General features: G+C 61.6%; 18 protein-coding genes. 4 read left to right on the forward strand and 14 right to left on the reverse strand.

Annotation, left to right across the window (positions count from 1 at the left end; genetic code table 11):
* Positions 1 to 186 precede the first annotated feature (186 nt).
* Together AWB69_RS39345 and AWB69_RS39350 are read right to left on the reverse strand one after the other, a co-directional pair.
* On the reverse strand, positions 187 to 1,101 hold the full coding sequence (locus AWB69_RS39345) for a LysR family transcriptional regulator (protein ID WP_062092185.1): 915 nt from the start codon (positions 1,099 to 1,101) through the stop codon (positions 187 to 189).
* Positions 1,102 to 1,417: 316 nt separating this feature from the next.
* The gene (locus AWB69_RS39350) at positions 1,418 to 2,125 is read right to left on the reverse strand and encodes a TetR/AcrR family transcriptional regulator (protein WP_062092186.1); all 708 of its coding nucleotides are present in this window, start codon (positions 2,123 to 2,125) and stop codon (positions 1,418 to 1,420) included.
* A 166-nt stretch (positions 2,126 to 2,291) separates the two neighbouring features.
* Between AWB69_RS39350 and AWB69_RS39355 the strand changes: the two genes are divergently transcribed.
* The 3 genes from AWB69_RS39355 to AWB69_RS39365 are packed head-to-tail and all read left to right on the forward strand — an operon-like array spanning position 2,292 to position 6,503.
* Positions 2,292 to 3,425, forward strand: a complete 1,134-nt coding sequence (locus AWB69_RS39355; RefSeq protein WP_062092187.1) for an HlyD family secretion protein — start codon at positions 2,292 to 2,294, stop codon at positions 3,423 to 3,425.
* 2 nt (positions 3,426 to 3,427) lie between these two features.
* Positions 3,428 to 4,966 (forward strand): DHA2 family efflux MFS transporter permease subunit, encoded by a 1,539-nt coding sequence (locus AWB69_RS39360; protein WP_062092188.1) that lies wholly within the window; start codon positions 3,428 to 3,430, stop codon positions 4,964 to 4,966.
* Positions 4,956 to 6,503: an efflux transporter outer membrane subunit gene (locus AWB69_RS39365; RefSeq protein WP_063978007.1), complete on the forward strand. Its 1,548-nt coding sequence runs from the start codon at positions 4,956 to 4,958 to the stop codon at positions 6,501 to 6,503. Before AWB69_RS39360 ends, AWB69_RS39365 begins: the two co-directional genes overlap by 11 nt.
* A 191-nt stretch (positions 6,504 to 6,694) precedes the next feature.
* Here AWB69_RS39365 and gspG read toward each other — a convergent pair whose 3' ends face one another.
* The gene (gspG, locus tag AWB69_RS39370; RefSeq protein WP_062092190.1) at positions 6,695 to 7,135 is read right to left on the reverse strand and encodes a type II secretion system major pseudopilin GspG; all 441 of its coding nucleotides are present in this window, start codon (positions 7,133 to 7,135) and stop codon (positions 6,695 to 6,697) included.
* Between the two features lie 711 nt (positions 7,136 to 7,846).
* On the opposite strand from gspG, the gene AWB69_RS39375 reads away from it, so the two are divergent.
* Positions 7,847 to 8,581, forward strand: coding sequence for a Crp/Fnr family transcriptional regulator (locus AWB69_RS39375; RefSeq protein ID WP_062092191.1), 735 nt, complete (start codon positions 7,847 to 7,849; stop codon positions 8,579 to 8,581).
* A gap of 139 nt (positions 8,582 to 8,720) precedes the next feature.
* On the opposite strand, the gene AWB69_RS39380 is transcribed toward AWB69_RS39375, so the two are convergent.
* The 11 genes from AWB69_RS39380 to AWB69_RS39430 are packed head-to-tail and all read right to left on the reverse strand — an operon-like array spanning position 8,721 to position 17,068.
* Positions 8,721 to 9,419 carry a hypothetical protein gene (locus tag AWB69_RS39380; RefSeq protein ID WP_062092211.1) on the reverse strand — a complete coding sequence of 233 codons (699 nt, stop codon included), beginning with the start codon at positions 9,417 to 9,419 and terminating at the stop codon, positions 8,721 to 8,723.
* Between the two features lie 54 nt (positions 9,420 to 9,473).
* Complete coding sequence (locus AWB69_RS39385; protein WP_407923079.1) at positions 9,474 to 10,499, reverse strand: asparaginase; 1,026 nt, start codon at positions 10,497 to 10,499, stop codon at positions 9,474 to 9,476.
* A gap of 5 nt (positions 10,500 to 10,504) precedes the next feature.
* Positions 10,505 to 10,873 (reverse strand): non-heme iron oxygenase ferredoxin subunit, encoded by a 369-nt coding sequence (locus AWB69_RS39390; RefSeq protein WP_062092193.1) that lies wholly within the window; start codon positions 10,871 to 10,873, stop codon positions 10,505 to 10,507.
* Positions 10,870 to 11,808: a dihydroorotate dehydrogenase gene (locus AWB69_RS39395; RefSeq protein WP_062092194.1), complete on the reverse strand. Its 939-nt coding sequence runs from the start codon at positions 11,806 to 11,808 to the stop codon at positions 10,870 to 10,872. The genes AWB69_RS39390 and AWB69_RS39395 overlap by 4 nt, the downstream gene beginning before the upstream one ends.
* On the reverse strand, positions 11,802 to 12,740 hold the full coding sequence (locus AWB69_RS39400) for a dihydroorotate dehydrogenase electron transfer subunit (protein ID WP_197500428.1): 939 nt from the start codon (positions 12,738 to 12,740) through the stop codon (positions 11,802 to 11,804). The genes AWB69_RS39395 and AWB69_RS39400 overlap by 7 nt, the downstream gene beginning before the upstream one ends.
* 2 nt (positions 12,741 to 12,742) lie before the next feature.
* The gene (locus AWB69_RS39405; RefSeq protein ID WP_062092195.1) at positions 12,743 to 13,318 is read right to left on the reverse strand and encodes a nuclear transport factor 2 family protein; all 576 of its coding nucleotides are present in this window, start codon (positions 13,316 to 13,318) and stop codon (positions 12,743 to 12,745) included.
* A gap of 2 nt (positions 13,319 to 13,320) precedes the next feature.
* Positions 13,321 to 14,565, reverse strand: a complete 1,245-nt coding sequence (locus AWB69_RS39410; protein WP_062092196.1) for an NAD(P)/FAD-dependent oxidoreductase — start codon at positions 14,563 to 14,565, stop codon at positions 13,321 to 13,323.
* Entirely contained in the window at positions 14,562 to 14,894 is a 333-nt protein-coding gene (locus tag AWB69_RS39415; RefSeq protein WP_062092197.1) for a cupin domain-containing protein, read from the reverse strand. The genes AWB69_RS39410 and AWB69_RS39415 overlap by 4 nt, the downstream gene beginning before the upstream one ends.
* Complete coding sequence (locus AWB69_RS39420; RefSeq protein ID WP_062092198.1) at positions 14,891 to 15,307, reverse strand: cupin domain-containing protein; 417 nt, start codon at positions 15,305 to 15,307, stop codon at positions 14,891 to 14,893. Before AWB69_RS39420 ends, AWB69_RS39415 begins: the two co-directional genes overlap by 4 nt.
* Before the next feature lie 31 nt (positions 15,308 to 15,338).
* Positions 15,339 to 15,737: a hypothetical protein gene (locus AWB69_RS39425; RefSeq protein ID WP_062092199.1), complete on the reverse strand. Its 399-nt coding sequence runs from the start codon at positions 15,735 to 15,737 to the stop codon at positions 15,339 to 15,341.
* An 11-nt stretch (positions 15,738 to 15,748) separates the two neighbouring features.
* Complete coding sequence (locus AWB69_RS39430) at positions 15,749 to 17,068, reverse strand: aromatic ring-hydroxylating oxygenase subunit alpha (protein WP_062092200.1); 1,320 nt, start codon at positions 17,066 to 17,068, stop codon at positions 15,749 to 15,751.
* Positions 17,069 to 17,149: the final 81 nt, after the last annotated feature.

Genomic DNA, 17,149 nt, shown 5'->3' on the forward strand with positions numbered 1-17,149 from the left:
GTTCAGGTATCCAAGGTTAACCGTTTCGTGGAAAAGTAAACAGCCCTTCCGAGCTCTTTTTGAACTGGCCTTTAAGGGACCTCCGCAAGAAGTTGATTCCGGCGCGAAAAAGGTTCATCGAGGCAGTTGACGCCGGCATCGTTCCAGAGTCGCACGGAATCGCGACAACTGGCTCAGTTCGACTTGCTAACTCGCACTCGTCAAAGCGACGATAAAGTCGAGAAATACCCTTGTCTTGGTCGGCATGTGGTGCCGCGATGGATGGTACGCATAGAGCGGGAAGCGCTCATCCGGCCAGTCCGGGAACAGGTTGACGAGCCGTCCCTCCCGGATCAGGTGCTCGGCTCCGAGCAGAAGCATCTGCGCGACGCCGGAGCCGGCCAGACACGCGTTGAGGAGGGCGCTCGGATCATTCACCGTCAGCCGTCCATTAGTTTGGATAACTATCTTTTTGCGCTTGCGATGAAATTCCCACGGATACGGCTTTCCGGTATCCGGGTTCCGGAATTCGAGGCACCTGTGCACACCGCGACTCAGCTCTTGAGGCTCCGCTGGCCGCCCCCGGCGAGCGAGATACAAGGGCGATGCGACAGTGACAATCGCGGTGTCGAGGAGCTTTCGTGCAACCAGGCTGGATGAGTGAGGTTCACCAAATCGCAAGGCCAGATCGAAGCCGTCCATGATGAGGTCGCCGAGCTGATCTCTCGCAATGAACTCGAGTTGAAGTTCAGGATGCGCTTCCATGAATTCGTCGAGCTTCGGGCCCAGAATGATTCGCGAAAAAACCGGGTCAAGATTGATTCGCAGCTTCCCGCGCACTGTCGCGGCGCCTCCTGCCGCGGCTGCGGCCGCTTCCTCCATTCCCCTTAAGTGCGGCATGACCTGCTCATAGAACCGTCGGCCCTCTTCAGTAAGGGAAACGGCGCGGGTCGTCCGATTGAAGAGCCGTGTCTTCAGCCGCCTTTCGAGTCGAGCGATTGCCCGGCTAACCCCGGGTGGCGACAGACCCATCAATTCGGACGCGGCCGCGAACGTCCCCGCGTCGACGACGGCAGCAAATACGCTGATACCGCTAGAGAGATTCTCGCTGGACGATCTCATGGGCGCTGCATCCTGGTTGTTTAATGGTCGGGAGGCGTCAGGTCGAACATAGCACGCACGACGACTCCGGCGCGCAGCCGCGATCGAAGGGCAAGCCGGCGCACTGCGTCAAAAAACGCGGCTTGGCCAAGTTCGCTCGCAGAAGAAAAACGTCATTTTCACGAATTGGTCATCGGCCCATGGCTCGGAAGGCTTGTCACCGCCATGCCGTTGCGCAGCGCTGTAATTGTCCGGAGTCTGTTTGAACGAGGGCAGCTTCTCAGCATAGGCGCCGACGAACTAACCGCACAAAAAGCAGGTCGTTATCACATCGTCATCAACGCGATTGGTTTGCAGGGCGCGCTGGCCGACCCGCTTCTGGCATCCATGGCAGAAACGTTTCCAGTGCATTGGCCGCCACGAAGAGGGCGATCGTCTGCTTCACATGCGAGCGGATGTCGCCGCGGACATCATCAAGACTTTCACCCATCAAGGCTCGCATGAGCATTGGCGAGACGATCGCGTCAAGAATCTGCGTCGCGAGAGTGCGCGAATGCCGCTTGGCTTGCGCGCGCGCTTGAGGCTCGAGAGTACGACCGGAATGCTCGGCGATCATCGTCGCTACTGCTTCTATTGCGCGTGACCTGCCGGCGTCGCTCGTCAGCTTCGCAAGCGTCGGAAACCGCGGCGCATCCGCAACCACCATTCTGATGAGTCCGATCACCTCGTCGCTGAGCAATCGCGTGACGAGCGTGTGCGTCACCGTTACCAGCCGTTGCGCAAGCGCCGTTGATTGCGGCGCTTCAAACACGAGATGCAGGCTGCGCTCGCAGGTTCGGGTGACTACCGCCGAAAACAGTGCTTCCTTGCCGCTGTACCGGCTGTAGAGCGTTGCCTTGCCCGCTCCTGCCGCTTCTGCGATGCGTTCAAGCGATGTCCCCCCAAAGCCGTGTTGAAGGAACATGGCCGTGGCGGCATCCAGAATCCGTTCTTCGACGTCTCCTGCCATCGCGTTCGACGGTCGACCTTTCTTGCGCGAGAACATTGACCTGATCGGGCACGAAGTCGTCTCTGCATCAACATTTTTGGGGATCCGGCTCACCACTGTTCCTTACATGAAATCACACGGCGATTATCGCAGGAATTTTTAATAGAACGATACCGTTCAGTTCTATTGTAGAATGCATCTCAATATTATTTTGGAGAGTGCAATGGCCGGAAGTGAAAGCGAAAACAGCACGCCCTCCGGCGACAACACGGCCGGCGGGGATCACACCGAGGCGGGCAAAGGGCAGGGGCAGGAAGAGGAAACCTCCACGCCGATGAGCCCGGGGCGCAAGCGTCTGAACGCGGTCATCGGAGGAGCGGTGCTGCTGGTCTGCGTGGCTGCGGGCGTTGCTTACTGGCTGCATGGCCGGCACTACGAAAGCACGGACGACGCATTCATCGATAGCAATCAGAGCCAGATTGCGTCGCAGGTGAGCGGACGTGTCGTTGAACTCCTGGTCGCCGATAACCAGCACGTCGAGAAAAACCAGCCACTGCTGCGGATCGACCGGCGCGACTTTGAAGTGAAGCTCGAACAAGCTGAAGCGCAGGAAGCGAATGCGGTGGCGCAAGTCGCGCAGGCGCGCGCCGACCTGCTGTATCAGACGGCCAGCCTCGCGCAGCAGACATCGCAAGTGCGGGTCGCGGAAGCTGACCTGACGCAGGCAAAACAGGATCTGGCCCGGTACACGGGAACCGATCCTGCCGCCATCACGCGCCAGCAACTGGAACAAAGCCAGGCGACGGCCAAGAGCGCGTTCGCGAAGCTCGATAGCGCGAAGCAGGCGGTGCAGGCGGGCGAGGCCCAGGTTGCGTCGCAGAGAACGAAGATCGATGCCGCGCTGGCGTCGGTCCGCCAGAACCAGGCCGATGTAGACAATGCGAAGCTGCAACTGAGTTATACCGAAGTGCTTGCCCCGCAAGCAGGGAAGGTGACGCGCCGCACCGTGAACCTCGGCAATTACGTCACGCCCGGGCAGGCCCTGGTGGCGGTCGTTCCCGACGAAATGTGGGTCACCGCCAACTTCAAGGAAACGCAGCTTGTTCACATGAGCGTGGGACAACCGGTCGATGTCACCGTGGACGCCTATCCGGACAAGGTTCTCCATGCGCACATAGAGAGCCTGCAGCGCGGGACCGGGTCCGTCTTCAGCAGCCTGCCCGCGGAGAACGCAACGGGCAACTACGTGAAGGTCGTGCAGCGCCTGCCCGTGAAGATCGTCTTTGACGGCGACGACTGGCGCCATCTGCCGCTCGCGCCCGGCCTCTCGGTCAGCCCGCGCGTGACGGTGCGGTAACCATGGCCGCTACCTATGCAGCCCACGCACCATTGCCCAGGTCGGCGGCGGGGCCGTTCAACCCCTGGCTGATCGCCGTCATCGTGTCGATCGCGACCTTCATGGAAGTGCTCGACACCACCATCGCGAACGTGGCGCTCCGTCATATTGCCGGCGGTCTTGGCGCGAGCCTGGACCAGAGCACGTACATCACGACCAGCTATCTCGTGAGCAATGCGATCGTCCTGCCTATCAGCGGATGGCTCGCGAACGTGGTCGGCCGCAAGCGCTTCTACATGATCTGCGTGTTGCTGTTCACGGTGAGTTCGGTGGCCTGCGGGTTCGCGACGTCGCTGCCGATGATGATTGTTTTTCGTGTGCTCCAGGGCCTGGGCGGCGGCGGCCTCGCCCCTGTTGAGCAAAGCATCTTCGCCGATACCTTCACGCCGGAAAAACGCGCGATGGCGTTTGCGCTGTACGGCTTCACGGTCGTCACGGCGCCTGCCATTGGCCCGATGCTGGGCGGCTGGATCACCGAGAATTATTCGTGGCACTGGGTGTTCCTGATCAACCTGCCCGTCGGCATAGTCTCACTGGTGCTGACGTGGATGTTCGTGAGCGACAGCAAGCTGGTGCAGCAGGAGCGGCGCGCCCTGCTAAATAAAGGCCTGCGGATCGACTACCTGGGCTTTTTCCTCGTTGCGGTTGGTTTCGGTTGCCTGCAGATCGTGCTCGACAAGTTCGAGCGCGAGGACGGCTTTTCATCGAACTTCATTTGCCTGTTCACGGTGATCTCGGGCGTTGCGCTTGTGGCGCTGGTGATTCGTGAACTGACCACCGCACAGCCGATTGTGAACCTGCGGCTTTTCAAGTCGAGCGCTTTTGCCATCAGTTGCAGCGTGATGTTTGCGTTTGGTTTCATCATCAACAGCACGACGCAGATGCTGCCGCAATTCACGCAGGAACTGCTCGGCTATGACGCAACCAATGCCGGACTGACGCTCGGTCTGGGCGGCCTCGTCACGCTCTTCATCATGCCGATTGCGGGCATCGTGACAGGGCGCCTGTTCCAGCCCAAGTGGCTTGTCATGATGTCGCTCGCCGGGACCGGATTCGCGCTGCTTCATACGTCGGGTCTCGACTTGAACATCGGGTTCTGGGATGTATCGTTGTCGCGGCTTTATCAGGTCATCTGGCTGCCGTTCCTCTTCATTCCGCTTTCGACCGTGCAGTTCATCGGCATTCCGCCGAAAGAGAATAACAATGCGTCGGCGCTGATCAACATGATGCGTAACCTCGGCGGTAGTTTCGGCGTGTCGCTGGTGACCACCCAGCTCGCGTGGCGCGAACAGTTTCATCATGCGAGGCTCGCCGAGCACATCACGCCGTACAACGGCTTTGTCAGCTCGCTTGGATCGATCGCCTCGACGGTCGAGCAGCAGGCGTCGGTCATGAGTTACCTCGACGTTTTCATCATGCTGGGCGTGATCTCGCTCGTGCTGGCTCCCATTTGTTTCTTGTTGCCGAAGCTGCCGAAGGGGGCACAGGTCAATGCGCATTGATTATCGATGGATTCCGTTTGTAGCCTTCTTGTCAGCCTGCACGATGGGCCCCGACTTCCAGCGTCCCGCGTTGCAGACACCGGCGCAATGGCCGGAGGCGGCGGCCACTACTGTTACCGACGTCGTTCGTTCGGTCCCGGTGCCTGAACCCGTTGATCCGCTGTGGTGGAACAGTTTCGGGGATCCACTTCTGACGGAGCTGGTCACGCGCGCCATGGACAGCAATCTCGATCTCAAGATCGCAGCCACGCGGCTCGCCGAGTCGCGGGCGCAGTTCGGGCAAGCGAAAGCGGACGAGGTCCCTACGTTGAACGGCAACGCGTCCTACACGCGTGAGCTTCAGAGCGCCGATGGCGTCATCGGCTTGCTTGGGGGAAGTGGGTCACCGTCGGCAACCGATACGAACGGGCTGGGCGGACGACAGGGCGGCATACCGACGCAAAGCGCCACATCGAGCGCGTTGCCGCCGTTCAACCTGTATCAATACGGCTTCGATGCATCGTGGGAACTCGATCTCTGGGGCCGTGTGAGGCGCACGGCAGAAAACGCGAGCGCCACCGTCGATGCTCAAAACGAAGCGAGGCACGACGCGATCGTGTCGACGGCTGCGGAAGTCGCACGCGACTATCTCAATCTGCGTGGCACGCAGGAGAAGCTGCGCATCACGCGAGAAAATCTGGCGTTTGCCGAGCGCACCGTGCAGTTGACGAATGAGCGCGCCAGGCATGGACTCGCTACCGATCTCGATGTTGCCAATGCGCAAAGCCAGGCCGAGTCGAACGCTGCGGATATTCCGCAGGAAGAGCAGCAGGAGGCGAAGCTGATCAACGCCATTGGAGTCTTGCTCGGAGAGTATCCGCAAACGCTCGCGGCAAAGCTTAAGGAAGGGCCGGCCGCACCCGTGGTACCGCCGCGCGTGCCGATCGGGCTTTCATCGGAACTCGCGAGGCGCAGGCCGGATATCCGCGAAGCGGAAGCTCAGCTTCATGCGGCGACAGCGAACATCGGCGCGGCGAAGGCAGATTTTTTCCCCAAGATAACGCTCTCGGGAAGCGTCGCCATTCAGGCGACGCAGTTTACGAATCTCGGTAGCTGGGGCGCGCGCAGCTATAGCGCGGGGCCGAGTCTTTCGATTCCCATTTTCGAAGGCGGGCGCCTGCGCGCAACGCTTGCATTGAGGGAGGCGCAGCAGCAGGAGGCGGCGATCACCTATCGCAAGACGGTGCTCTCGGCGTTTCAGGAGGTCGATGACGCGCTGACGGGGTTTGCCGCCGAACAGCGTCGCCGAGACCGGTTGGAGGCAAGCGTGCAAGCATCAAAACGCGCATTGGATATCGCAAACAAGCGCTATATCCGGGGTCTGTCGAATTACCTGGATGTGTTGACGGCGCAAAAAACCTTGCTGACGAACGAGCAGCAATGGGTCGACAGCACGTCGACGGTATCGACGAACCTTGTCGCGTTGTACAAGGCGCTGGGTGGCGGGTGGGATGCGGAAACTGGGCAGTACGCCAGTGGCGGCGCGTCGCTGCGGTAGAGAACCAAGGCCCGGTCCACTTGGCGGTGCGTATGCAAATTGCGGGCGGCCGCTGGTTTCAGGGTTCGATGCTGTCCGCGAGCAGTTGCAGATTGGAGAACACGGGACACGCAATCGGACATGCCGAATCCGGTGCGTGGTGAAGCGGATAACAGGTAACGGGTAACGGGTAACGGGTAACGGGTAACGGGCTAATGCCACGAGCCTATGTCGGCATCGTCGCCATCACCGCCTTGCCTTGAGTCGGCCCCGTAGCTGAATACGTCGATCTCACCATGGACGCCAGGGTTGAGATACTGATACGGATTGCCCCATGGATCGTTTGGCAAACGCTGGAGATAACCTCCGTCCTTCCAGACCTTCGGCACCGGGTTGGTAGCAGGTTTCTCGGTCAGGGCCCGCAGCCCTTGCTCCTGGCTCGGATAGCGGCCGTTGTCGCGGTGGTATACCGTCAGCCCCTGCATGATTGTGCTGATGTCCTGTTTCGCCGCGACACGCTTCGCCTCGTCCGGGCCGCTCATGATCTTTGAAACAATTAGCGTGGCCAGCAGGCCCAGTATCGCAACCACGACGATGATTTTTCTTAATGTGAAAGCCGCGATATCCGTTCGGCGCTCAGTCCCCATTTGCATGATTTGCTACCTATTTTTCAGGAAGAAACGGTCGGGCAACGTACGGGCTTCCTCGCGAATAGAGAGGAGTGAAATCAGCCCGACCGCTTATTGTAAGGTTTTGTCCTGTTAAGCGTGTAGGGTAAATGTAGCTCGTGAAGCGGCCAGGCAACGGGATAGGGTGGGCGCGATCTTCCGGATGATCGGTGGCATGCCGCAGGTTTCGCTTGTCCCGTCGAGCTTCGTATCCCCGTTTCGAACGTACATTTCTGTATCACTTTTAAAACGGCCTGCAACTGCTTATGCGGCCTCGGCTTGAAGTCCGCACAACAAGGGTTTCAAACGGCATCGGGAAAACCCGATGCGCCCCCAGTAAGGCATTGGACAGACGCAAGCGTTTGCGCGATTAATCGGACGGATAGGGCCGATTCGATCATGGGCGCTTCAAGACTGAAACAAAAACGTTTTCATCCCCACCGTGCGCTGCTGCATATTCCGGAACGCTCCATGATGGCATTGGGTTTTACCCCTGCTGGCACGGTCTTCGCTATATGTGGGATGCAGCACTAGCCAATATCGAAATTCGAAATCAAGCGAACGGTTTTGGCAGATCTGCTTACGGGGCTGGTCGCAACATGTCTTCGATGGATGCCGTCAGATGCATCACGAGACGTGGAGCGGACCAGAATAAATAATACGGCGCACACAGCGCACGAATCAGAGAAGAAAAACATGTTGACTCTTCAATCCGACCTGCACGGCAATCATCTCCTGGGTGCGCTTCCCGCACACGAATGGCAAGCTCTTACGCCTCACCTGGAACTCGTACAGCTTCGTACAGACCAGTTGCTTTGCGATTCGGGGCAACGCATTCATCACGTGTATTTCCCGACGACGGCCATCATCTCTCTTCTTCATACAATGGAAGACGGTGGCTCTGTTGAAATCGCGGCAATCGGCCGTGAAGGCATGACCGGCGTTCCTATCCTGACCGGCGGCGACACCATGCCGACGCGCGTTCAGGTTCAATGCCCGGGCTTCGCTTATCGCATGAGCGCAAGCGCCTTGAGAGAGCAGTTCGGCCGCTCGGATTTCCTGCGCCGCCTGATGCTCCTGTACATGCAAGCCCTGCTGACGCAAGTCGCGCAGACCGCTGCGTGCAACCGTCACCACTCGCTGAGCAAGCAACTGTGCCGCTGGTTGCTGATCGAGATTGACCGTACGCCGTCGAACCAGTTTCAGGTAACGCAGCAAATGATCGCCGACATGCTGGGCGTGCGCCGCGAAGGGGTGACGGAAGCCGCGGGAAAGCTCCATGACGCCGGCCTGATCCATCACAGCCGCGGTTGCATCAAGGTGCTCGACCGGGAAGGTCTGGAAGCCCGTGCGTGCGAATGCTACGGCATCGTCAAGCGGGAGTTCGACCGCTTGCTGCCGCGCCTGCGCCAGGCTGAGGCAGTTAGTTAAGGGTTGTTGTACCGCTCTCGTTAAAACGATTTCAACTCATTCTTGGCGCCGACTCGCGTTCGGGCCGGTATGCGCACCCGGATCAGGAGTTCGGCGACAACGGGACACTTATCGCGCACCACAACCGTCGAAACCCGGCTCACTTCATGAATGTCCGCGCCGACATTGGATGATGGACGTTGCTGCCTTCAAACGGCGGGAAGCGCTCGAAATCGGCGCGCATCTGATGGCGCACGGGCGAATTCATCGCGGCGGTTAGGGCTTCGGCGCTGTCGAACATGAGCTTGTTGCGCTGCATGTAGTGAACCCGTGGCCACGGCATCGCGTCGATCCAGTCCACGCGGGTGAAGATCTCTATCTCGCGCACGCCGTCGAAGAACTTCATGATTTGCGGGTGATGCGCGAGGTAGTAGGCGAGCCATTCGTCGAGATTTTCCGCGCGGCCGGGATAGTGGACCAGGAACTGGCAGGGCAGTGCGCCATCGGGTACGCGCGGCGTGGGATCAAGCACCGGGAACGGCCGTCGCGCCATCACTTGCTGTTCGACGGCACACGCCTCGAGACTCGGAAAATCGCGGCGCGCGATGTCTTGCAGGTGTCCATCGGCGGCAATGGATGCTTCGAGCGCCGCGAGGGTATCGAAGTCGAGTTGCAGCGCGAAGATGGGCGAAGGGCCGTCGTTCGTGTAGTAGTCGTCGGCGTGCTGCGGCGTGTAGAGGCGTGCCCGGCGAAGATCCGGCGTGGCGTCGATGCGCGTGGTCATCGTCTCCAGATCGCTCGCGCTGATGCGCGCGTCGGGGTCGGGATGCGTGAAGGTGACGAGATAGGAAAATTGCATGATCATCAGGTCAATAGCTGAGAGGGAATAGCGCCGCGCTCATCGCACGTCGCATCAGAGTGCGAGCAGGCGCGTCTGAAGGCGCTGCAAGTCAATACCGCCGCTCGCGTCGTGCCCGGCAATCTCGAGCATCAGCGCAATGCGCAACTTGGGCGGTGCGAGATCGCCGCCGGCCAGGAGGCCGTCGGCCGCGAGGAAGCGTTGCACGGGCACGGTGCCACGCGGCGCGCGCGTCGCCTGCACAACCACTACACCCGCCTGCGCCGCGCGCACGAGCGCGCTCGTTTCCTTCGACGCCGGCCGCCCCGGTGCAAGACCCGCCGAGACAATGCCGCGCGCGCCGGCGGCCACGAACGCATCGATGGCGGCGCCGTCCGCACCCGCATAGGACATTGCAATATCGACGCGCGGCAGTGTCGTCACGTCCTCCGGCAGATTACAGCGCGGCGCGCGTTCTGCCATGCGGCGGCGCCAGACCACGCTTGCGTCCGCATCCACACGGCCGAGCGGGCCGAACGGCGGCGCTTCGAACGCGCCGAGCTCGAAGCTCGTGGCCTTCGTCACGTCGCGCGCCGCGAAGAAGAGCCCGCCGAGCGTCACCAGCACGCCCGCGCCGCGCGACGCGGGCGACGCCGCAATCGCGAGCGCCGCGCGCAGGTTGGCGCTGGCGTCGCTGCCATCGGTGTTGGCCGGACGCTGCGCACCTGTCACGACGACGGGCTGACCGAGTGCGAGCGTCAGGTCCAGGAACCATGCCGTTTCTTCAAGCGTCGCAGTGCCGTGCGTGACGACGAAACCCGTCAGCGAAGGATCGGCCGCAGCCGTGCGCCGGATCAGCGCCGAGAGCTCGAGCCAGTCGGCCGGTCCGATCGACACGCTCCCGAGACTGCGAAACGGAGTCGGCACGAGGTCAATATCGGGCGCGAGTTCGCCGAGCGTGGCAAGCAGATCGTCAATAGGATGAATCACGCCGCTGTCGGCATATTCGATCCAGTCGAAGCGATGCCGTCCGTGCATGGCGAACGTGCCGCCTGTGCCGATCACCGCGATCCGCGCGCGTTTCGAGGCTGGGTTGGACATGTGCGTCATGCTTGCAGCCTCACAAAAAGCCGGTTGTCCACGATCTTCGTGTCGTGATGGCGTGTGTCGCGCGTGATGGGCGCCCCCAGCGCACGGCCTGTGCGGACATCCACGAGGCCTGCATGCAGCGGGCATTCCACTTCGCCGTTTTCCATGTCACCGTCGCTCAGGAGCGCTGCGCCGTGCGTGCAGATGTCGTCGAGTGCGTGCACTTCGCCATCGACCTGAAAGAGGCCGATCTTCTCTCCCGAGAGCTCCACGCCGCAACAATCGCGCTCAGCGAAGAGTTCGGTGACCGCACCGATCTCGTACCAGCCCTCCACGAGGGAAAAGTTCGTCATGGCCGGTTCATTCTTGATCACGATGGTGTTCATAGCACCGACGCCTTTTGAAGATTGATGGGTTCGTGCATGCGCAGCGCGCCGATAATGTCGGTAATACGCGAGATGCCATGCCGCTCGCAATATTTCACGAGGTCTTCGATCAGGCGCGGCATGGTAGTCGGCGAGACGAAGTTCGCGGTGCCGACCTGCACGGCGCGGCATCCGGCCAGCAGGAATTCGAGCGCATCTGACGCGCTGCCGATTCCACCGCAACCAATCACCGGAATGGAGACGGCCTGCACGCATTGATACGCAATCCGAAGCATGATGGGGCGCGTTGCGGATCCGGTCAGTCCGCCCATGACGTTCGCCACACGCGGCCGGAAAGTTTTTACGTCGATTGCCATGGCGAGGATGGCGTTGCTCACGACCAGCGCGTCCGCGCCGGCTTCTTGCGCCGCGAGCGCCACTTCGACCACGTTTCCCGCGTTGGGCGTCATCTTCGGCCAGATGGGAACACTGGTGGCGGCCTTCATCGCTTTCACGACCTGGTACGTGGCTTCCGGGTCCATGCCGAACGCGCGCCCGTCCTTCTTGAGATTGGGGCACGAGACATTCGCCTCGATCGCTTTCACGCCCGGCACCGAGATCTTCGCGGCAAGTTCACCGAACTCCTCGATGCTGTTGGCCGAAATGCTCGCGATCAGCGGCGGTGAATATCGTCGATAAAAGGGCACCGTCTCGTTGGTGTAATAGTCGCTGCCCTTGCTGGGAATGCCGATGGAGAAGAGAGTCGCGTCGCGGAATTCGGCCACGCGGGGCGGCGGTACCCCTTCGCGGATATCGTGCGTGATTGTCTTCGTCACGATCGCACCGAGGCAGTTCAGGTCGAAGACCTGCGCCGTGCCTTCGGCGAACGTGCCGGACGCGGGCATGACCGGATTCGCAAGCGCAAGCGAACCGATGTTGACACGGAGGTCTACCATGATGTCGTTTCCTGAAGATCGAAGACGGGACCGTCCCAGCACACGCGCCGGTAAGTCAGTTCATCCGAGCCGCTATGTTTTCTGAACGGACGCACGCACGCGTAGCAGGCGCCGATTGCACAGCCCATGTGCTGCTCGAGCGCGATCTCGCCGGGAATGCCGAACTCGGCCGTGAGGCGCTGCAGCGTCGAGAGCAGGCGGTTCGACCCGCACGTGGTGGCGAACGTGATCGCCTGAGCGGCATGAACGCGACGGATCATGCGTTCGATCTGGACGACGTCGCTGGTCTGTTCGTCGTCGGTGACAACCAGAACGTGCGCGCCCGATTCGCGCAGATAATCGGCGGACATCACAAGCGACGCGCTGCGCGCGCTCAGGATCGCGGTCACGCGCGCGCCGCCGCGGATGGCTTCCTGCGCAAGCGGCGCCATGGTCGCGAGACCCACGCCGCGCGCAAGCAGCAGCACGTGCGCTCGTTCGCCCGGCGCGGCGGCCGGCAACCTGAAGCCCTGTCCGAGCGGGCCGAGTGCGTCGAGCGTGTCGCGCGGAGCCAGGCGAGCGAGACCGCGCGTGCCCACGCCCTGCACCTTGTAAAGGAACTCGATACGTTCGTCGTCCGGTTCCACGCGATAGATGCTCATCGGACGGCGCAGGTAGGCGGCTTCATCGGTACCGGGCGGGCACGCGATATGGAAGAACTGGCCGGCAACCGCTGTCAATGCGGTGGCGGGCGCGCTCAGCACCAGGTGCTTGTATTCGGGGTTGACCCAGTCGTTCGAGCGCACCGTGCAGATGTTCTCGGCAATCGGCAAGGCCTCGTCGCGGCACGCGTGGTGCGCGCGATGTGCTTGATGTGCTCTATGTGTGTCGCAGCGGCCCGGCGCAAACGCGATGACCTTGCTCGCCGTGGGCGCCGTGGGGGAGTCGTTCATGTTCATTCCGTGAGGGTTGTACCGCGCGTTCGCATGGCTGCGAGCGTGCCAAAATCATTCGCTATGGGCAGGGGAAACGCACTCGGCTCCATCATCTTCAGTTGCACGAAGCGCATCTCACTCACGAGCCAGTGACCCGCGCTATCGACGACATATTTTTCTTCCGTGATCGCGCCGAGGAGGACGGCATGAGCGTCGTCATCGCGCAGCGCCAGTTGCCAGAGCCGCCAGGTTGCGTGTGCCGTTCCCGTACGAACGTCGACATCGATCAATTCGCTCGTGTAGTAATGCATGGCGAAGCGCCAGGGCGAACGACGGAACCATTCGTGCAGTGCTTCGCGTCCCGCCAGGTCGTTGCCAAAGCCCGAGCCTCCGATCCAGACCGCGTCGTGCGTGAAGCATTCCGCCTGTTGCCGCGCGACGTCGTGCATGACGGTGTCGGGCTGACGTGTGTAGTCGTTGGTGTACTTGGCGTCGGCGAGTGCGGCATAGCGGGCTTTCAGGCGGCGAATGGCGTCGATAGCCTCCAGCCGCGCGACGCGTTCCTCAAGTGAAAGCAAAGCCGGTATGGTCGTCATGGTCAGAGGAAGGTCTTCAGTGCATGCCGGGTATCGGCTATGCGCAGTCTGTCCACCGCCTGGCGGCCCGTCACTAGCGCTTCAATATGACGCCGGTCGCGGCTCTGGTTGATCGTCACGCCCGCATGCACGCGGCCGTCGCGCAGCCCCACGACCGTCGCGCTCGCCGCTTCCAGGCTGCCGCGCACGATCCATTCGTGCGCGCTGTCGGGCGTACCGGTCACCTGAATGGCATGGCCATGCTGATCGGTCCACATCCACGGCGTTTCGCGATACGGCTCAGTGCGTCCAAGCAACATTTCCGCGACGGCACGCGCCTGGTTCTCTGCATTGCGCCACGTTTCCTGGCGCAACGCGACGCCGGATTCTGCGTCGCGCAAGCAGGCGACGTCACCGGCTGCATAAAGCCACGGGGCGAGCGGGCTGCGGCAATGGGCATCGACGTGCACGCCTTGCGCATCAGCCAGGCCGGTGCCGTGCAGGAAAGCAGGGTGGCAGTCGGCACCGGTCGCCATGAGGACGCAATCGGCATTGGTCAGCAGATGTTCATCGCCGGTTCTGGCTACGATCTGCAGCCGCTCGCCCGTCTTCACGATCCTCTCCACGCGCACATTCTTCTTAACCGCAACCCCATGTTCCTCATGCTGCTCTTCGAGCCACGTGGACGCGAGCGGCGGCAGGCAGCGGTTCATGATCGCGCTGCCCGCTTCGAGCACGGTCACGCGCATGCCGAGTTTCGTTGCGCTCGACGCGACTTCCATGCCGATCACGCCACCGCCAATGATTGCGAGTTCGCGGCACGCCGGAAACGCGGCCTTGAGCGCGATGCAGTCATCCAGCGTGCGCAACACGTGAACGCCCGGGAGGTCGCAGCCGGGTACGGGCAGGCGCCGCGCCGCCGCGCCCGTTGCCACGACGAGCTGATCGAAACCGATATGACGTCCGTCATGGAGGCGCACGCGGCGTGCATCGACGTCTAGCGATTCGGCCGTTGCATGCACGCGCTCGATACCGATGCCCGCGAGCGCGTCGTCCATCCAGAATGCCGTGGGCGCGAGCACGAGGCTTGCGCTGGCTGTCGTGCCAAGCAGCATTTCCTTCGATAACGCCGGCCGCTCGTAAGGTGCATGCGCTTCGGCGCCGATCAGCGTCACGCGGCCGCTGTGGCCGAGCGCCCGCAGGTGCTGCGCCACGCGCCCACCTGCGTGGCCCGCGCCGACAATCGCCACGTGCGAATGCTGGTTCATGCCTGCCCCGGCACGTTGTTATACGCGCCGGGGTACGCGCGAACGGTGACGCGATACAACTCGCAGCGCTCGGCGAGGCACGTGAAGCGCCGCGCTTCCCCGGCGGGAATCACAATGGCTTCGCCTGCGCAGAGGACGTAGTGCTCGCCTGCGGCAACAACGTCGATCCGGCCCGACAGAATCGCGCCGACTTCTTCGCCGAGCGTACCCGCTTCGATATCGATGCTTTCGTCCTGAAGCAGCATCTGGATGCCGGCTGAGAGTGCTGCACCGTCTACGCAATCGCCGCTTGAGACGTGCCGGCAGGACATCGTGTTGAGGGTAGTCATCGTGAGCTCTCCCGATCCGCGAGCGGATAGTAGGGCGTTTCGTCACCGCTGCCGTACTCGGCGCGAGGCGGCGTGACCACGTTCAGGCGCATGCTGACGCCAGCCGGTTCGAAGCGGTTCACGCCATAGTGGCTGAGGCCGGCGGGGATGATCACCGCGCTGCCCGCATTCATGACACGCTCGACATCGGCCTCGCCAGGTCGAACTTCGAAGATCGAGCAACTGCCGCTCACTTGCAGCGACGCTTCCTCGCCGTGGTCGTGTGCTTTCGCCGGCAGTTCGCGACCCGCCTCTTCGACGAACTTGATCACTGCAACGCTGATCGATTCACCGATGTAGGTCTTCATATAAAGGCCGTTGGCGACGACCTCCTTGAGACCGTCGTCAATGCCAAAAATGCGGCACTTGGGCATGGTGTTGTTCCTGTATGAAAGCTGCGCTACATCAGAGAGCGGGGCGCATCGTGAACGTTTCATCGGCCACGAAGCGCCGCGGGTCGTATCCGTCGATGACCGCCGGCTGCTTGTAGAACTCGACCGCGGGCGCGATCTCCGCGAACGAGAGGAGCAGGTACATCAGCGGCTTCGCTGCATCGGGCAACGCGTTGAGCGGAAACTGGTCGAGCCACTGCACCACGGCGTCCACGCGCGGCAGCATGGCTTCCTTGAACACGAGAATCGCGTCCATGCCCACGGCATGACGTTGCGTGTTGCGCTCGGTTTCCGTCACCAGCGCCCAGCGTTCGACGAACGGCTGGAGTTCGGCAAACTCCTCGGGCAAAGTAGCGGATGGCGTGCCTGAAATTGGCCTGCGCCCGGCCATTACGATGATTTTTTCTTCCATGTTCATGCTCCTCAGGCGGCGGCCGCCACGGGGTGTACCTTCGCTTCGGCTTCAGCTTCCGCTTCGGCCAGCAGGCGCTCGATTACGTGATAGCTGTGACGCACGAGCAATTCGTTATCCTGAAGAATCATGAACTTCTTCACACCGGTTTCGGCAGCACGCTGCGTGCGCTCGAGCGTGCTCAGGTCCTCGAGCAGCACATCGCGCAGCGCGACCTTCATGTATTCCAGGAAGAAGCGGCCACCGGGTGTCGTCATCTCCGGGTAATAGACGCGCGCCTCGAGCAGCGTCTTGTTGTGCGCAATCGGGCGGAAGTTGTACGCCTGGCAATAGTTCGGGCGCAGCGAGAGATAGAAGTCCGGGAAAACAACGTTGATGTCGAAGAGCCAGTTCGGGCTCTTGGTCCAGTTCACGCCCTTGGGCAATGCGTCGAGCGGGAAGGCATGGCGCGCACTGCCAATGCCCGCGCGCAATGCCGCCGCTGCAATGGGCCGCTTCGCGCTCGCATCCGACAAGGCTTCGCTTGCCGCCGCGCCGCCCGAGGTGACTGCCTTCGGGTTGCCATAGACCGACTTCTGGTTGCCCGCGAGAGAGAGCCGCCGATGAAACTCGCCGCACAGCGCGTCGAGCGGCGGCATGCTGCCACCGTCGCTCTTGTCGATCGCGTCGGCAATCGAATTGCCGTGCACGTAGGCCACGTGATACGCCTCCTGGAATGCGTCGAGCGCGAGCTTCCAGTTGCAGTCGACGACCGTTTCCCACGCGAAGCCAACTGTCATCTTGTCGAACGGATAACCTTCTATGTCGCCGTACATCGGCTTCATGAATTCGTCCAGCGAGAGCGTGGGCTTCGGATCCATGTTGACGAAGATGAAGCCCTGCCACACGTCGCACGCTACGCGCGTGAGCGCATAGTCCGCATGCGAAAGGCCGAAGAAGCATTTTTCGTCGGGCACGCCCGTGAGATTGCCGTCCAGGTCGTACGCCCAGCCATGGAACTTGCAGAAGAATTTGCGCGTGTGGCCGGTCTTCTCGTAAGCAATCTGATTGAGCCGATGCGAGCAGACGTTGTGCATCGCGCAAATCCGTCCCTGCTTGTTTCGCACGACGATGACCTCTGTATCGCACGCAGCCAGTGTCTTGACGAAATAGTCGCCGGCTTCCGGAATTTCTTCCACGCGGCCGACCTGCAGCCACGTCTTCTTGAAGATGTGCGCCTTCTCGCGCGCAAAGTAGTCGGCCGAAATGTACGGCTCGACGGGTATCAGTCCAGTGCCCAGCTCGGCGTAGCGGCCGGTGAGCGTGCCCTCGGGCGCGGGAGTATCAATCATGCGGTCGTCCTCGAAAGGGAAGCAGATGTGCGTCAATAACGAATGGCATTCTGTTTTCAAAAAAATGGCTTGTCAAGCGTT

Origin of the sequence: Caballeronia udeis, from assembly GCF_001544555.2 — a bacterium.
Taxonomy (GTDB): domain Bacteria; phylum Pseudomonadota; class Gammaproteobacteria; order Burkholderiales; family Burkholderiaceae; genus Caballeronia; species Caballeronia udeis.

Bases quoted from the DNA above. Each gene is read 5' to 3' on its own strand.
- AWB69_RS39345 (WP_062092185.1), bottom strand. From the start codon at position 1,101: ATGAGATCGTCCAGCGAGAATCTCTCTAGCGGTATCAGCGTATTTGCT.
- AWB69_RS39350 (WP_062092186.1), bottom strand. From the start codon at position 2,125: ATGTTCTCGCGCAAGAAAGGTCGACCGTCGAACGCGATGGCAGGAGAC.
- AWB69_RS39355 (WP_062092187.1), top strand. From the start codon at position 2,292: ATGGCCGGAAGTGAAAGCGAAAACAGCACGCCCTCCGGCGACAACACG.
- AWB69_RS39360 (WP_062092188.1), top strand. From the start codon at position 3,428: ATGGCCGCTACCTATGCAGCCCACGCACCATTGCCCAGGTCGGCGGCG.
- AWB69_RS39365 (WP_063978007.1), top strand. From the start codon at position 4,956: ATGCGCATTGATTATCGATGGATTCCGTTTGTAGCCTTCTTGTCAGCC.
- gspG (WP_062092190.1), bottom strand. From the start codon at position 7,135: ATGCAAATGGGGACTGAGCGCCGAACGGATATCGCGGCTTTCACATTA.
- AWB69_RS39375 (WP_062092191.1), top strand. From the start codon at position 7,847: ATGTTGACTCTTCAATCCGACCTGCACGGCAATCATCTCCTGGGTGCG.
- AWB69_RS39380 (WP_062092211.1), bottom strand. From the start codon at position 9,419: ATGCAATTTTCCTATCTCGTCACCTTCACGCATCCCGACCCCGACGCG.
- AWB69_RS39385 (WP_407923079.1), bottom strand. From the start codon at position 10,499: ATGTCCAACCCAGCCTCGAAACGCGCGCGGATCGCGGTGATCGGCACA.
- AWB69_RS39390 (WP_062092193.1), bottom strand. From the start codon at position 10,873: ATGAACACCATCGTGATCAAGAATGAACCGGCCATGACGAACTTTTCC.
- AWB69_RS39395 (WP_062092194.1), bottom strand. From the start codon at position 11,808: ATGGTAGACCTCCGTGTCAACATCGGTTCGCTTGCGCTTGCGAATCCG.
- AWB69_RS39400 (WP_197500428.1), bottom strand. From the start codon at position 12,740: ATGAACGACTCCCCCACGGCGCCCACGGCGAGCAAGGTCATCGCGTTT.
- AWB69_RS39405 (WP_062092195.1), bottom strand. From the start codon at position 13,318: ATGACGACCATACCGGCTTTGCTTTCACTTGAGGAACGCGTCGCGCGG.
- AWB69_RS39410 (WP_062092196.1), bottom strand. From the start codon at position 14,565: ATGAACCAGCATTCGCACGTGGCGATTGTCGGCGCGGGCCACGCAGGT.
- AWB69_RS39415 (WP_062092197.1), bottom strand. From the start codon at position 14,894: ATGACTACCCTCAACACGATGTCCTGCCGGCACGTCTCAAGCGGCGAT.
- AWB69_RS39420 (WP_062092198.1), bottom strand. From the start codon at position 15,307: ATGCCCAAGTGCCGCATTTTTGGCATTGACGACGGTCTCAAGGAGGTC.
- AWB69_RS39425 (WP_062092199.1), bottom strand. From the start codon at position 15,737: ATGGAAGAAAAAATCATCGTAATGGCCGGGCGCAGGCCAATTTCAGGC.
- AWB69_RS39430 (WP_062092200.1), bottom strand. From the start codon at position 17,068: ATGATTGATACTCCCGCGCCCGAGGGCACGCTCACCGGCCGCTACGCC.